This is a genomic window from Runella sp. MFBS21, assembly GCF_029433105.1.
In the GTDB taxonomy this organism is placed as follows: domain Bacteria; phylum Bacteroidota; class Bacteroidia; order Cytophagales; family Spirosomataceae; genus Runella.
Genome location: NZ_JARNTW010000004.1, coordinates 251802 through 267544 on the forward strand (window position 1 = coordinate 251802; position 15743 = coordinate 267544).

The 15743-nt window shown below is 42.2% G+C and carries 13 protein-coding genes; 9 read left to right on the forward strand and 4 right to left on the reverse strand.

Annotated features, from left to right (window positions below; all coding sequences use genetic code 11):
• The first annotated feature begins 112 nt into the window (after window positions 1-112).
• Together P1X15_RS11460 and P1X15_RS11465 are read left to right on the forward strand one after the other, a co-directional pair.
• Window positions 113-1522 (forward strand): sodium:solute symporter family protein, encoded by a 1410-nt coding sequence (locus P1X15_RS11460; RefSeq protein WP_277338542.1) that lies wholly within the window; start codon window positions 113-115, stop codon window positions 1520-1522.
• A 138-nt stretch (window positions 1523-1660) separates the two neighbouring features.
• The gene (locus P1X15_RS11465; protein WP_277338261.1) at window positions 1661-2290 is read left to right on the forward strand and encodes a hypothetical protein; all 630 of its coding nucleotides are present in this window, start codon (window positions 1661-1663) and stop codon (window positions 2288-2290) included.
• Window position 2291: 1 nt separating this feature from the next.
• On the opposite strand, the gene P1X15_RS11470 is transcribed toward P1X15_RS11465, so the two are convergent.
• A complete protein-coding gene (locus P1X15_RS11470; RefSeq protein ID WP_277338262.1) occupies window positions 2292-4538 on the reverse strand; it encodes a tetratricopeptide repeat protein in 2247 nt (748 codons plus the stop codon).
• 774 nt (window positions 4539-5312) lie between these two features.
• Here P1X15_RS11470 and P1X15_RS11475 point away from each other — a divergent pair.
• Window positions 5313-6728, forward strand: a complete 1416-nt coding sequence (locus P1X15_RS11475) for a DASH family cryptochrome (RefSeq protein WP_277338263.1) — start codon at window positions 5313-5315, stop codon at window positions 6726-6728.
• A 59-nt stretch (window positions 6729-6787) separates the two neighbouring features.
• Here P1X15_RS11475 and rocD read toward each other — a convergent pair whose 3' ends face one another.
• The gene (rocD, locus tag P1X15_RS11480; RefSeq protein WP_277338264.1) at window positions 6788-8032 is read right to left on the reverse strand and encodes an ornithine--oxo-acid transaminase; all 1245 of its coding nucleotides are present in this window, start codon (window positions 8030-8032) and stop codon (window positions 6788-6790) included.
• Between the two features lie 163 nt (window positions 8033-8195).
• On the opposite strand from rocD, the gene P1X15_RS11485 reads away from it, so the two are divergent.
• From P1X15_RS11485 to P1X15_RS11505, 5 genes are all read left to right on the forward strand, one after another.
• The gene (locus P1X15_RS11485) at window positions 8196-8657 is read left to right on the forward strand and encodes an Lrp/AsnC family transcriptional regulator (RefSeq protein ID WP_277338265.1); all 462 of its coding nucleotides are present in this window, start codon (window positions 8196-8198) and stop codon (window positions 8655-8657) included.
• Window positions 8658-8708: 51 nt separating this feature from the next.
• The gene (locus P1X15_RS11490; protein ID WP_277338266.1) at window positions 8709-10169 is read left to right on the forward strand and encodes a gluconokinase; all 1461 of its coding nucleotides are present in this window, start codon (window positions 8709-8711) and stop codon (window positions 10167-10169) included.
• Window positions 10170-10260: 91 nt separating this feature from the next.
• Window positions 10261-10785 carry a DUF255 domain-containing protein gene (locus P1X15_RS11495; protein WP_277338267.1) on the forward strand — a complete coding sequence of 175 codons (525 nt, stop codon included), beginning with the start codon at window positions 10261-10263 and terminating at the stop codon, window positions 10783-10785.
• Window positions 10786-10897: 112 nt separating this feature from the next.
• Window positions 10898-11692 (forward strand): PhzF family phenazine biosynthesis protein, encoded by a 795-nt coding sequence (locus P1X15_RS11500; RefSeq protein ID WP_277338268.1) that lies wholly within the window; start codon window positions 10898-10900, stop codon window positions 11690-11692.
• A 367-nt stretch (window positions 11693-12059) separates the two neighbouring features.
• Window positions 12060-13238: an acetyl-CoA C-acyltransferase gene (locus tag P1X15_RS11505; protein ID WP_277338269.1), complete on the forward strand. Its 1179-nt coding sequence runs from the start codon at window positions 12060-12062 to the stop codon at window positions 13236-13238.
• 194 nt (window positions 13239-13432) lie between these two features.
• Here P1X15_RS11505 and P1X15_RS11510 read toward each other — a convergent pair whose 3' ends face one another.
• Both P1X15_RS11510 and P1X15_RS11515 read right to left on the reverse strand, forming a co-directional pair.
• Complete coding sequence (locus tag P1X15_RS11510) at window positions 13433-13816, reverse strand: RidA family protein (protein ID WP_277338270.1); 384 nt, start codon at window positions 13814-13816, stop codon at window positions 13433-13435.
• A 232-nt stretch (window positions 13817-14048) separates the two neighbouring features.
• On the reverse strand, window positions 14049-14765 hold the full coding sequence (locus tag P1X15_RS11515; protein ID WP_277338271.1) for a pyridoxine 5'-phosphate synthase: 717 nt from the start codon (window positions 14763-14765) through the stop codon (window positions 14049-14051).
• Between the two features lie 206 nt (window positions 14766-14971).
• Here P1X15_RS11515 and P1X15_RS11520 point away from each other — a divergent pair, with 206 nt between their 5' ends.
• Complete coding sequence (locus tag P1X15_RS11520; RefSeq protein ID WP_277338272.1) at window positions 14972-15682, forward strand: esterase family protein; 711 nt, start codon at window positions 14972-14974, stop codon at window positions 15680-15682.
• The last annotated feature ends 61 nt before the right edge of the window (window positions 15683-15743 follow it).

The following is a 15743-nucleotide window of genomic DNA, read 5'->3' on the forward strand; positions in this document are numbered from 1 at the left end:
AGAAGTCAGAGATAATAAGTATCCAAAACAACTCCCTGACCGACAAATAGATAAACTTTGTCAAAGTTCGCAAAAGGATTTATTTTTGACAACCCCTAATTTACATTCTTCTATGCTCATTTTTGCGATTTGTTTTTATCTTCTTATCAACTTAGGAGTAGGCCTTTGGGCCTCCAAACGAATTCACAACACCGAAGATTTTGTATTGGCAGGGCGGCGGTTGCCCATGGCTTTGGCTACGATGGTTACTTTTGCTACGTGGTTTGGCTCCGAAACTATGATGGGTTCACCTTCTCATTTTTTGGAAGGAGGATTTTTGAGTGTCATCGAAGAGCCTTTTGGGGCAGCCTTGTGCTTAGTGTTGGTGGGAGTATTTTTTGCCCGTACTTTTTATCGTTGGAACATCATCACCTTTTGTGATTTCTTTTTGATACGTTTTGGTAAAACCGCCGAATTTGTCTCTGCCGCGATGATTATTCCTTCGTATTTTGGGTGGATAGCAGCGCAGTTTGTGGCAATGGGCATAGTAGGGCAAGTTATTTTTGGGTTGCCTTTAGCCACTGGAATTTGGGTAGGGGCCTTGATGGTCATGGTTTATACTCTGACGGGAGGCATGTGGTCTATCTCCATTACTGATTTTTTGCACAATATCATTTTGATTATTGGACTGGTGGTATTAGCGGTGATATTGTTTACCAAAACAGGGGGCATTGAACCCGTTTTGGCACAGCAACCCGAAGGTTTTTTTAGAATGGTGCCTAAAGAACACAGCCTGCAAAGCTATGCGGAGTATTTGGCGGCGTGGATTACGATAGGATTGGGGTCTATTCCTCAGCAAGATATTTTTCAAAGAGTAATGGCTTCCAAAGACGCCGAAACTGCCGTGAAATCATCGATTTGGGCAGGGGTTTTGTACCTTACGGTGGCACTAATGCCTCTTTTTATTGCGCTGGCTTCTAAGTCGCTTTATCCTCAACTTATGCAAGGCGATACCAAAATGATTATTCCTAATATGGTACTTCAACACGCTCCCATGTGGATACAGATTTTGTTTTTTGGGGCGTTGATTTCGGCTTTGTTGAGTACGAGTAGTGGCGCTATTTTGGCACCTGCGGCGGTTTTAGGTGAAAACTTAGTCAAACCCTACTTTCCCAAACTTCCCGATGCCAAGTTGCTTTTAGTGATAAGAGGAGGGGTAGTGTTGGTGACTTTATCGTCGATTTGGATGGCACGCTCTCGCCAAGATATTTTTGAGTTGGTAGGCGAATCATCGGCTTTCAGTTTGGTGTCACTATTTGTACCGCTGACTTTAGGATTATACTGGAAACGAGCCAACAAAGCCGGATGCTTGGCTTCTATGATTCTGGGGCTAGGTGTATGGGTACTATGTGAGTTTGTTTGGGAAACTACTTTTCCGGCTCTTCTTTATGGTACATTTGCCAGTTTATTGGGGATGCTTGTTGGATCATGGCTGACTCCCCCTCAAGCGGCCCTCTCTCCTAGTCTGAAAAAATTGGACTAAAAGCCTCATGAATGCTGAGTGTATTTATATCTTTTAATTTGTTTTAAAAATACTTACGATGATTGTTTCGTAATATGTCGAACATTGGTATGGTTTTGGTAATGGTTTTTTTGATGTTTACCCTTGATTTTTGTAACCATGAAAAAAGAAATGATTCCTGTGCTGAAGAATGCGATTAATGTAAAGAAGCGTCGCCAGCAATTGCCAATGCCAAGCGATATTGAAGATTATGTGTTTAGTACCGATACGCCTGCCGTATTTGAAAAAGCACAAGACAATTTTGTATTGAGTCAAAGTCAAAGTATAAGTCATTTAAGTGGTAAATACGAACGGTATTATTTTGACGATGAACGCAAAATCATCGTGAAAGATTTGGTCAATATTGGCGTTGATGGCCGGGTGATTATTCGCTCGTTGAATGGAATTTTTAGGGCAATTGGGACCTATTTTAATAATACTACTTTGGCTATCAATGTGTTTGCTGTCAATGATGACGAAGCTTTTTTTTCGCAATTGTTGGCGTATACTGGACGATTTGGGAGCGATGAGATTGAGTGTTTGTTTGCCGTTGCTACTACCCTCGATAGCCGCCATATCCCCACAGGACGCATAGAAGTTTTAATTCCTTCTGATACTTTTGGGGTATTACCAGAGTACATAAAAATTGAGTCGCAAGCTTTTTTTAAGCTTAATTACAAATACCCAGCGCTTTATAAGATACTTCAAACACGCCAAGTACATTCATTGGGAAAAATATCTTGGGAATAAATTAGATTTTGGGGCATTGGGTTTTACCTCTACTTCGGCGCGAAGCGGGCCGAAAGCGTAGCTGATTTTTGGAGGTAGCGTAGCGTCCATTGCCATTTTTTGCAAATACATTCCCGCCCCCTTCCATCGGGATAAAATCCAAAGAAGGCAAAAATACAAAATCATCTATGGGATTGGCTTTGATGTCAAAAAGCGGGTCGCCAGGAAAATGATAAGTCTCAAAGTCGTAATCAAACAAGAAGATAGTAACGTAGCCGTCGGGACTGTACTTTAGGCTGATATCTTTGGTCGGCATCAATTTGAAAGCTCGCTGTAAGTCGGGTCTACGGATAAACTTATCTTTGTAGTGATCGTGGTAAAGCTTGGCGCGATTATAGAGATAAATGGTGTTGGCAGTGTCATAACTAATCGCAATATCGAGATAGTGGGTAGCAAAATCTTTTCGTTCTTCGTTGCCAAAAAGTACCCCCATATTGTTGATAGCGTGCTTGCTCAAATAAAGCTGATAGTGCTCAATCGCCGCTGCTTCTTCTTTTCGGTTTTTGTATACATTGCCAATATTGACATGATAGGCTTTTTTGGTTGAATCTACTTCCAATCCTTTTTCAAAATCTTGCATCGAAAGCGTTGAATATTTGGCTTCTTCGGCTTGGTTGCGCTGATGGCGTTCGCGGAGCGACATATACGAGCGTACAATCCCACGGTTGTTGTGCAGCATTGCTACGCTTTTTTTGCGTAGTAGGCTGTCATAAAGTACTTTGGCGCGGTCTATGTCGTCCATGTTGAGATACGAAATCGCTAAGCCGTTGGAAGCGTTGATGTTGCTAGGGTCGAGGCTATGTGCTTTCTCAAAATCGGCCATTGCATCTTCGTATTCAAGACATTTGAGGTAGATATTACCTCGATTGACGAGCATCCGGGCACTTGCTTCTTCGTTGGCTTTGATGCCTCTTTCAAGCCATTTGAGTGATGATAAAAAATAACCTTCGATGCGTAAATATTCGCTCATTGCCAAACAAGGCAAAAGGCCTTTGCCCGACAACCTGACAGCGGTCTGTACGTCCTCTTTGGCAAGTTTGGATTGATTGGTATATAATCGACAAAAGGCTCTTGCTGCAAACAAATCCGCATGATTGCGATTACGGTCGCTAAGAATATCACCTGCTTGGTCAAAACAAGATACCGCTTCCCCAAAATTGCGCAAGCGATAATATACCATTCCTAGACCCAGCCACGCACTTTTTTGAGTAGAGTCCAAATCCAGTGAGCGTTCAAAGGCTTTCTGAGCTTGTCGTTGACCGTTGGTTCCTACATAAGCAAAGCCTAGCCCAAGCCAAGCTTCGGCAGTGCCGTTGGTACGACAAGCTGCGTCATATTCTAAGACGGCAAGCTGGTATTTACGTTGTCGATAGAGGGCATGACCCAAGCCCAAATGCGCCGAATAGCGATAGAAAGGGTCTTTGGTAGATAAGTATTCTCTATATAGAAGTTCAGCTTTGTCGTATTCGTGTTGAGCCAAATGAGCGTTGCCACGCTGTATCAATAGACGTGGCCCGGCGGCACGTTTTCCAGTACGATTTGCAAATTTTTCGGCTTTTTCGTAGAGTTTTTCAGCTTGCTTGTACTCTCCTAATCTGAACGATACGTTGGCGATGAGCTCGTGAAACTCGGCAGCTTTGGCAAAACCAAACCTTTTCCCCCAGTTTTGTGCTTCTTGCAAATCTCCCAACCGGTAATTGGCCAAAGCCACATTAAAGCAAAGAGTATCAGTAGGATGTGCAAATCCCCAAGTAGTCAAACTTTCTTGGAGTTGACCTTTTTGGGCTTCCCATACACCTTTATTGTGCAGATACTTCTTGCCAACGCCAGTTTGGCTCATAAGTTCGAGGGCTGCATCGTAATTTTTCATCAGACCTGTTACCAATGATAAGTTATAAAGCAAGGTATCATTGTGCGGCGACATTTCATCGGCTTGTAAGAAAAGTGAGTGTGCCGTGTGATATTTCATCTGATAAGCTTGCTGTACCCCCCCGTTATTGAGTTGTTTGAAGCGTTTATCGGTAAGGCGAGGAGCGATATTTTTTGGAGCCACAATCGCAGGTGGTGATGGGCGTTTTGCTAAAGCGATAGTAGGTTCTATTCCCAACGCTTTTTGCTGATTGGTGGAATCAGACGTAACACTCCATGCTGGAATTATCAGCACTAACCAAACAACAAAAAAACTAAGTAGCAGCCTCTGATACGACATCACTATTCCTAGATTTGGGGTAGCATACATATCCTCTAAAACACGAACCGTGCCATTTTAAAAGCTTTTAGAAATACAATCTATTGAGGTGGGAGAGGCTAGCAGCAAAAGATACTGTAAACGAGTTCGTTAGGATAATAAGTAAAAGTACGGAACAAAACTTTTAAAATCAAAAATGTCATTTTGGGATAATAACCCATCTATTGTTTGGCATATTAAAATAAAAAGAAATAGTGTTATTATGTTTAGGTGGGAATAATATAAATATAGATATAAATGTTGGAATATGAGTGTGATGCTAAGCCTTAACGTATTAAATAGGCTTTTTTTGCATAATATACAGCGCTATTTTAAAGATAATGCTTATTTTTTGGGAATTATGTTTTTTGTAGGTTAGGCACACAAAAATAATGGTCACAGAGTGGGTTTAAATGATATAGTTATTCGAAAGTATGAGGGAAGTTAAGTTTAGGGTAAGGGGTCAACGTTTTATCAATTGTCCCTTGTTTTCTTTTAGAATAGAATTCAAATTTTTATCCTTAAAAAATATTTGTATCCCAAAATGCTTTTGAATGGCATTGTTTTTGTCATTTGCGCCGTAGAGACGTTGCATGCAACGTCTCTATATTTCTACATGCAACGTCTCTACATTTCTGCATGCAACGTCTCTAATTTCTGCATGCAACGTCTCTATATCAAATAATAACCACTGTTTTTGCAAAACCTAAATGGGATAAACGTAGTTTTGGGCATAGAAAAACAAAAGTTAAGTACATGCCCAAACGCATTATATATTGGTTTCGCAATGATTTGCGCCTACACGACAACGAAGGTTTCCTGAAAGCTACCCAAAACGCAGATGAAGTGATACCTCTCTACGTTTTTGATACTCGTCAATTTGAACAGATACAACCGCTCGGCTTCCCTAAAACGGGTCAATTTAGAGCTAAATTTCTCCTAGAATCGGTTCAAAACTTACGTGATAATCTCCGCAAAAAAGGAGGAAATCTTCTTATAAGACAAGGAAAGCCCGAGGCTATCATTAGTGACCTTGCCCGTGAATGGGAAGTAGAAGCTATCTACACCAGTAAAGAAGCCACCCAAGAAGAAACCGACGTAGAAACCTCTCTCTCTAAAAAATTAAAGGTCTATAATGTTGATTTTGAGGTTTTTTGGGGGGCGACTCTCTATCATCCGCGCGACTTGCCTTTTTGGGTTTCGCGTTTACCTGACGTTTTTACGGATTTTAGAAAAGCCGTTGAAAAACAATCTACTATTAGGTCTATTTTTCCTGAACCTATTTCATTTAAACTACCCGAGGGACTAGAAACAGGCAAATTACCTGAGATTTATGAATTGATTCTTTTTTCGTTGTTCCCAGAAGTGGATCCCCGGACTGTTCTCAATTTTAAGGGTGGAGAAACTGAAGCACTCCTTCGACTTCAATCCTATGTATGGGATACCGACCATATCAAAACGTACAAAGAAACCCGCAATGGGCTGATTGGTGCTGATTATTCTTCCAAATTGTCACCGTGGCTGGCTTACGGCTGTGTTTCACCTCGTCAGATTTACGAAGAAATCAAGCGATACGAAGCCGAACGTGGTGCCAACGATTCCACATATTGGCTCATTTTTGAGCTTATTTGGCGTGATTATTTCCGATTTGTAGCTCTCAAATACGGCCCACGTCTTTTCAAACCAAGTGGTATTCAATACAACCTCGAATTGCGCTGGAGTCACGACCGTGAGGTGTTTGATAAGTGGGTAGAGGGCCAAACGGGCGTTCCTTTTGTAGATGCCAATATGCGTGAGTTGCTGCTGACGGGTTTTATGTCAAACCGAGGTCGTCAGAATGTAGCTAGTTTTTTGGCTAAAGATTTGGGGGTGGATTGGACTTGGGGAGCGGCTTATTTTGAAAGCCAATTGCTTGATTATGACGTGTCTAGCAATTGGGGGAATTGGAATTATGTGGCAGGAGTAGGCAACGATCCCCGTGAAAATCGCTACTTCAACCCTCTAACGCAGGCTACTAAATATGATCCCCAAGGTGAATATGTAAAAAGGTGGTTGCCCGAATTAGCCAACGTCCCTGCCGAATGGATTCATAAGATAAGCTCCCTTACTCCCGACCAACTTCAAAAATATGGGGTCAAGTATTCAAGTCCGATTGTAAATACCGATAAATAGACTATAAAATCATAAAATCTTTTTTGACAGGTTGGGCTTTTGCCCAGCCTGTCTTAATTTTAGGCACTAAATTCTAAAATCACTTTCTCGATTAAGTCACAGGCTTCGTGGAGTTGAGCTTCTGTAATCACCAAAGGCGGTGCAAATCGTATTTTGTTGCCGTGGGTTTGTTTACAAAGTAATCCTAGGTCTTTGAGGCGCAGACAAATCTGCCATGCTAAAGGGCTTTCTTCGTCGGTATTAATCACAATGGCATTAAGCAATCCTTTGCCACGAACTTGTTGGATAAGGCTAGTTTTGGATTGAATTTGGTGCATTCTTTCCCTAAAAACTTCGCCTAAATGCTGGGCATTTTCTGCTAGTTTTTCCTCCTTTACTACCGATAGAGCCGCCATCGTTACGGCAGCAGCGAGGGGATTGCCTCCATAAGTAGAGCCGTGCTGTCCGGGCTTGATAGTCAGCATGATTTCATCGTTGGCAAGTACACACGATACGGGATACACGCCGCCCGAGAGTGCTTTGCCCAATACCAAAATATCGGGTTGGACATCTTCGTGGTCGCAAGCGAGACGTTTTCCTGTGCGTCCAATTCCTGTTTGAACTTCGTCGGCAATAAAAAGCACATTGTATTTGGTACAAAGCTCGCGTACTCCTCGTAAATATCCTTCCTCAGGAACTACCACCCCGGCTTCGCCTTGGATAGGCTCCACCATAAATCCCGCAATATTGGGGTCTGATTGGAAGGTTTGCTCTAAAGCCACCAAATCATTGTAAGGAATGATAATGTAACCAGGTAAAAATGGCCCATAGTCGTCGGTGCTATCGGGGTCTGTAGAAGAGGAAATGGCCGCTAAAGTTCGTCCCCAAAAATTGCCTGCTGCATAGACTGTCTTGGCTTGGTTTTGGGGAATACCTTTCACCAAATATCCCCACTTACGAGTGAGTTTAAGAGCGGTTTCGCCTCCTTCTACGCCCGAATTCATCATCAATACTTTGTCATATCCGAAGTACTCGCACAAAAACTTTTCACATTCACCTAGTACAGAGTTGTAAAAAGCGCGGGAAGTAAGGGTCAGTTTTTGAGATTGCTGTATCAAAGCCTCTACAATACGTGGGTGGCAATGCCCCTGATTGACTGCACTATAGGCCGAAAGAAAATCGAAATAACGGTTTCCTTCGACATCCCACACATATATGCCCTCGCCTCGGTCGAGCACCACAGGTACAGGTTTGTAATTGTGAGCACCGTAGTTTTGTTCGAGGCTTATTAAATAGTCGGAGTGGGTATATTCGGTGGCAGTCATGATAGGTGGTAATTAATGTTTATTGTTCAAAAGAGCAAAATAACTTTTTATCAAAACTTTATAAGTTATAATTATTTTATTAAGTATAATTTTATTTTTATTGACTTAATATTGATTATAAACAAGGAGAATTAACTTTCATTTTTGTGTTTTATTGTTTGTTATGGAAGAGCCTTTAGATGAATACGACCGCTTGATTCTCAAGCAACTAGAGCGAGATGCGCGTAAAGCATATTCGGCGATTGCAGATGATTTAGGAATTTCAAATACTATGGTTCACCAACGTGTAGGAAAGCTCCGCCGAATAGGGGTACTTAAAGGTACCACTGTAGTAGTAAACGAACGCAAACTAGGCTATGAATGGGGCGCGTTTACGGGGATTATGCTAAAGGAAGATTCTGATTCTGAGAAGATTATTGAAGAACTGAAATTGATACCCGAAGTGACAGAGTGTTATTATATTACTGGAAAATACACCCTTTATATTAGGATTGTGGCACGTAGCAATGAGCACATGAGACGTGTGTTGTACGAAAAAATTGACCATATTCCGGGCGTTCTCAAAACCGAATCGTTGATAGATTTTGGGGCAGCTTTTAAGCGAAACGTACCTATTGAAGAGTAGGTATCTTGTGGTTTGTTCTTAACTTTTGTAAAATCTTAATTATTCAATTTTGTGCAAAATGTTTGGATAGGGATAGACATTGGAACCACCAATGTAAAAGCCATTGCGATGACGGAGCAAGGCGAGACAGTGGCGCAATCAACGGCCTCTTGTGTGACTTATCATCCTCGAAACGGTTATGTTGAGCAAAATCCCGACGAAATTTTTGGGCTTTTTGTGGATGTGATTCGCCAAGTAACGGATATGTTACGCAACCAAAATCGCTCCGTAGAAGCCGTTAGTTTATGTTCGGCGATGCACAGTGTGATTGCCTTGGATGGGCACAATCGTCGATTGTCGCGGTCTTTGCTTTGGGCCGACAATCGCAGTAAAACCCAAGCTGATGCCCTAAAAAAAGATCCCATTTTTAATAAACTTTATCCACAAATCGGGATTCCTGCACACCCTTATGCACCGCTTACCAAGATGCTGTGGTTCAAGGAGAAACAACCCCAGGCGTTTCAGAATATCAATCGTTTTGTATCCCAAAAAGAATACCTTTGGTATAAGCTGTTTGGCAAATTCCAGATTGGATACTCGATAGCTTCTGGTACCGCTCTTTTGGACAATCGACGCCTCAAATGGTCTGACCTTGCGCTTCAATATGCGGGTCTTTCTTCTGATTATTTATCAGAAATTGTAGATACCTATCACCAAGAAAAGCTTACTAAGCCTAGTCTTTGCAAAAAATTAGGGCTTCCTTCTGGAACTCCTTTTGTAATTGGGGCAGGCGATGCATGTTTGGCCAATTTGGGTTCGGGGGCTTTGGAAAAAGGAGTTTCTACTCTAACTATTGGGACGAGTGGAGCGGTAAGGCAAACTTCTTCCAAACCTTCAAAAGACCCTTACAAAAGGCTTTTTACCTATGTGTTGGACGATACCCACTACGTGTCAGGGGGGCCTACCAACAACGGTGGCAATGTACTTGAATGGCTTTCAAAGCATCTGCTTCACAAAGATCCTGCCGAGCTATTGAGCATGGCCGAAAGTGCAGCGGCAGGGTCGCACGGGTTATTGTTTGTCCCTTATTTGTTGGGAGAACGAGCACCTGTGTGGGATGCGCGCGCCAAAGGAAGTTATCAAAACTTAACTTGGCAGCACACACAAGCGCATTTGGCGAGGGCTACCCTTGAAGGGATTTTGTATAATCTCAACCAAACGCGCCAAATCATTGATGAGCAGTTGACTAAAACGAAAGAATTGCACGCCAATGGTGGTTTTACAAGGTCGGCATTTTGGTTGCAGTTGGTGTCGGATATTTTTGGGATTCCGGTACGAGTCAATGAAAGTAATGAAAGTGGGTGTCTAGGTGCTATTTTATTGGCAATGAAGTCATTAAAAAAAATAGATACTTTGGAAAGTGGCGTACATCAATATGTGCGATACGCGGATACTTATCATCCCGATCCCACAAAAATTCGTTTGTATCGTAAAATGCAGGAGGAGTTTGGACAACTTTTGGCTCGTCGGTAGGGAAGGTTGAGAAAATATGGCGCGGTTTTTGTGGAGGAACATTTTGCAATAAGCGTTTGTTTACAAATAATCAAACTTTTGAAACGAAACCATGAAAAAAATAGGAATAGCGGGGCTTGTGGCAATAATGCTAGTGAGCCTCATGGCACTCAAACCAAAAAGCTCTAATGTAGAAGAAACCAAAATTAAATGGGTGAGCTTGAGCGAAGCTTATAAATTAAGCCAAAAACAACCACGTAAAGTATTTATTGACTTATATACCGATTGGTGTGGATGGTGTAAGGTGATGGATAAAAATACTTTCAAAAATGCGGAAGTGGTGGATTTTGCCAACAAAAAATTCTACGCCGTCAAATACAACCCTGAAAAAGATGCCGATGTGATGCTCGGAAAAGTATCTTTCAAAAGCATGATGAATGGCAAAGTGTCGGGCTATCCTACTACAGTTATTTTGGATGAAAAAATGAACTTGATTCAACCGGTATCAGGGTATTTAGAGCCGCGGTTGTTTCACCAAGTATTGGCTTACTTTGGCGACGATAATCATACCAAAGAGCCTTTCAAACAGTTTCAGGAAAAAACATATTCTAATAAATACATCGCTAAGAAAAATTAGTTGGGCAGAAAGGCAGCGGGTGGTGTAATAGATGCTGATTCAAGTTTTATACTTCTGTGGCGAACCACCGTAGAAGTATAAATGTTTCATATACAGGACCAACTAATTTTATATGCAACTCCCTTTATACCAGTTAGACGCTTTTACAAATCATGTTTTTGGGGGGAATCCTGCCGCCGTAGTTCCACTTCCTTCTTGGCTTGCCGATGACACTATGCAGGCGATTGCGGCCGAAAACAACCTGGCCGAAACAGCTTTTTATGTTCCCACAGAAGAGGGATTTCATATTCGTTGGTTTACGCCTACAGTAGAGGTGGACTTGTGTGGGCATGCCACGCTTGCTACGGCCTACGTAATTTTTAATTTGGACAACTATCCTCATGATACAATTCGTTTTGATTCGCGTAGCGGTGAATTGAAAGTGACTAAAGAGGATGATTGGTTGGTGTTGGATTTTCCGGTGGATATGATGCTCCACAAGCAACTTCTGACTCCACCGGCTTTGTTAGAAGCACTTGGTGAGATTACCCCCGTGGAGATATTACGGGGTAAAACTGATTTTTTGGTGGTATTGGAAAGCGAGTCATTGGTTCGTAATCTCGACATTGATGTGATTGTCTTATCCACTGTGCCCGCTCGTGGGGTGATTGTGACAGCCAAAGGCGATGAAGTAGATTTTGTATCGCGATTTTTTGCGCCACAGTCGGGTATTGCCGAAGATCCTGTAACGGGTTCTGCACATACAAGCTTGACGCCTTATTGGGCCGAAAAACTCAAAAAAGATGAATTTGTAGCACTTCAAGTATCTCCACGAGGTGGCTATCTTAAAACAAAATTGAGAGGAGAGCGCGTCGATATAGCAGGTCAGGTGAAATTGTATCTTACAGGAACTATTGAAATAAACTAGTAAATGCTTGCGCACACCTAATAGTTATTGTGTTTTAACGCCGAGTTTTTAGGCTAGGGTTATGGTATGGATTAACTATGCGTAAGTACTTAACAAAGAAAAAGGTGATTGATTCAACCACAAGGCTAGGTGTAGTAATATGCTTGGTTTTGTGGTTTTTTGTTGAAAATATTGCGATGCGCTGTACCTAGGATGTTTTCAACACTTACTCTCACTTCTGTAGTTGTTTGAGAAGATGAGAGGTTTGCAGAAATAAAGGAAAAATTTTCGTTTTTTTTAGAAAAATGTTATGCTTGCAGAGTATTTTTTGCGAAAAAATTGTTTGTTTTGTAGTGAATAGTTCAAACGAAGCAATAATTCTTAACACATGAACGCATACATTGTAGCTGGTTATCGTACAGCAGTGGGAAAAGCCCCCAAAGGTGTTTTTCGTTTTACTCGTCCTGATGATTTGGGCGCGGAAGTAATCAAGCATATGATGGCTCAACTTCCTCAACTCGACCCCGCTCGCGTAGATGATCTTATTGTTGGAAATGCTGTCCCAGAAGCAGAACAAGGGATGCAAATCGCCCGTTTCATATCTTTGTTAGCACTTCCCAAAAGTGTTCCAGGCTTTACTATCAACCGTTATTGTGGGTCAGGAGTAGAGGCGATTGCAATAGCTGCCGCCAAAATTCACGCAGGTATTGCCGATTGTATTGTAGCGGGTGGGGTAGAGTCTATGTCGATGGTACCAACTACGGGTTGGAAAACGGCGCTTAATTATGAAATCGCCAAAGAACACGCCGATTATTATATTGGTATGGGACTTACGGCTGAGCAAGTAGCCAATCAGTACAAAATCAGTCGTGAAGACCAAGATGCTTTTGCTTTTGCTTCTCACCAAAAAGCGCTAGCGGCGCAGAAAGAAGGGAAGTTTGACAGTGAAATAGTACCAATTACAGTCAAAGAAACTTATTTTGACGCCAATAGCGGCAAAAAGAAAAATAAAGAATATGTGGTAAGCAAAGACGAAGGCCCACGCGCAGACACCAATCTGGAAGCATTGGGTAAGCTAAAGCCCGTATTTGCAGCGGGCGGAAGCGTCACAGCGGGTAATTCGTCGCAGACTTCCGATGGGGCGGCTTTTGTAGTAGTGATGTCAGAACGGATGGTGAATGAGCTGAATCTCAAGCCGGTCGCGCGTATGATGTCTTATGCGTCAGCAGGAGTAGAGCCTCGTATTATGGGGATTGGCCCAGTAGCCGCAATACCTATCGCGCTCAAGCAAGCAGGACTATCGCTGAATGATATTGACCAAATAGAATTGAATGAGGCTTTTGCCGCGCAGTCTTTAGCGGTGGTGAGAGAATTGGGCATTGACCCCACCAAACTCAACCCTAACGGAGGTGCTATTGCACTAGGGCATGCTTTAGGGTCAACAGGTGCTAGGCTTTCGGTACAGCTATTTAACGAAATGCGTCGTCGTCAGCAAAAATACGGAATGGTGACAGCCTGCGTAGGCGGTGGTCAAGGCGTAGCAGGTATTTATGAGTTTTTGAACTAATTAATTTGACTTCTCCGAAGCCGTTTGCTGTTTGTAAGGACTTTGTTAGCTAGCTACAAACCTTTTGCCTCTCCTAAGCAGGGATGCCTTTAGAGCTTCGGAGAAGCCCAATATTTGTAGCATAAGGTTATTCCCTGCACGCAAACGACTTCGTAAAAGTCAAAATTGAGGTTTTATTTATGAACCACCTATTTTTAGTCTTTTAGGGCAATAACTGATATTTCTACATTTACATCTTTGGGCAAACGAGCCACTTCTACCGTTTCGCGGGCGGGATAATCGCCCGTAAAAAATTGCCCATATACTTCGTTTACTTTCCCGAAGTTGTTCATGTCTTTCAAGAAAATACTGGTTTTGACCACATTCTCAAAGCCCAATCCTGCTTCTTTCAGAATGGCTTCTAGGTTTCGCATCACTTGTTGTGCTTCATCTTCGATACTTCCTACGACGAGATTGCCAGTGGCGGGATCGATGGGGATTTGTCCTGATACATAGAGGGTATTGCCTGCCAATACAGCTTGAGAATAAGGGCCGATAGGAGCAGGGGCGGCGGCGGTCAAAATGATTTTTTTCGACATGCTATTGTAAGAGGTTTGAAGGAAATAATGCTTCTAAGTTTTGAAAAGTATATTGTGAAATCATAACTACTTAGCAAGATGCTCCGCGCGGGCGGCCGCGTAGGCCGTAAGCTTTTTATTAAGAATGGTTTTGCATAAGCAGCGATTCTCCGCTGTGATTGCCTATAAACATCGCAAAAAATGCCTACTGCTTAACGCTTATTGCCTACGGCTCAATAATTACGTAAAATCTTTATTCTAACTCACGCAGATACATCTGTATGGTATTTTCGAGGCCATAATAAAGAGCATCGCAAATAAGCGCATGACCAATCGAAACTTCGTCCAAATACGGAATTTGTTCTTTCAAATACCGAAGATTTTCGAGACTCAAATCATGACCTGCATTAAGACCAAGTCCTATTTCGTGGGCTATTTTAGCGGCTTTTACATAAGCCTCTACCGCTTTTGCAGGATTTTCGGGATAATGAGTCGCGTAGGGCTCGGTATATAATTCTACGCGGTCGGCGCCACATATTTTAGCCCCTTCTACCATTTTTTCGTCGGGGTCCACAAAAACCGACACACGAATGCCCGCTTCTTTGAAAATGCCCACCAAATCCGTCAATCTTTCGCGATGGGTGATGGTATCCCAGCCGGCATTGGAAGTGATAGCGCCGAGGGCATCAGGTACAAGCGTGACTTGCGCAGGTTTGGCTAGAAGTACGAGTTCGATAAATTTTTTTTCGGTAGGATTCCCCTCAATGTTGAACTCAGTGCTTACGACTTCTTTTAAATCCAACACGTCTTGGTATCGAATATGGCGCTCATCGGGGCGCGGGTGTACCGTAATTCCTTGTGCTCCAAAACTTTCACAATCGAGTGCTGTTTTTACCACATTGGGATTATTGCCTCCACGGGAGTTGCGTAGCGTGGCAATTTTGTTGATATTTACACTAAGACGGGTCATGGTAAATAAAATGGTTATGATAGTGCATCCACTTAAGCAAAAATATACTGTGATGAATGCTTAACTTTCTAACTTTTAAGTTTTGATAATGGTTTCAAAAGTAGAGGGAAATCCACTTTTACACAATTTTTGAGTGATAATCTTGTAATTCTCGGTTTTTGTATATATTTCGACAAAATATTTCTTTATCAAACACTTTATCAACCTTGAAAGAAACATATCAAAAATGGTATTCGCCCACCTTAGGCCGTGATATTGAAATGCTGGTATTGGGGCATTGGGGCTATCCTATTCTATTGTTCCCTACATCGATGGGGCGTTTTTATCAAAACAAGGACGCTGGCTTAACGGAATCGGTGAGATGGTTTGTAGAATCTGGAAAAATCAAATTGTATTTGATTGACGGTATTGATAAAGATAGTTGGTATGCCAAGCACCTGACTCCTGCCGTACGAGCTCACAATCATGCTGTATATGACCGCTTTTTGAATGAGGAGCTAGTGCCAGCGATGCGCTACGAAGCCAATGTTGATAAAATCGCAGTAGCGGGGTGTAGTTTTGGAGGCTATCATGCGCTCAATTTTGCCTTCAAACATCCCGATAAAGTAGCCTATATGTTTAGTATGAGCGGGGCTTTTGATGTCAGAAGCTTCTTGGAAGGGTATACTGACCATACCGTTTATTTCAACAACCCAGTCGAATTTATCCCCAACGAAGAAAGTTGGAAATACAATCATATGAAGATTGTACTAGGCACGTCTGAGTGGGATATTTGTCTCAATGACAACCTCACAATGTCAGGAATTTTGAAAAATAAGGGTATTCATCATTGGCTCGACGTAAGAGGTTGGGAAAAACACGATTGGCCGCTTTGGAATCAAATGTTTCCAGACTATATCTCAAAAATGGGACTCTAACCGCAGGCTTCTTGCCCCATAGGAGCTTGTGCAATCTAACAAACTAAAAATTTCCCCTTGG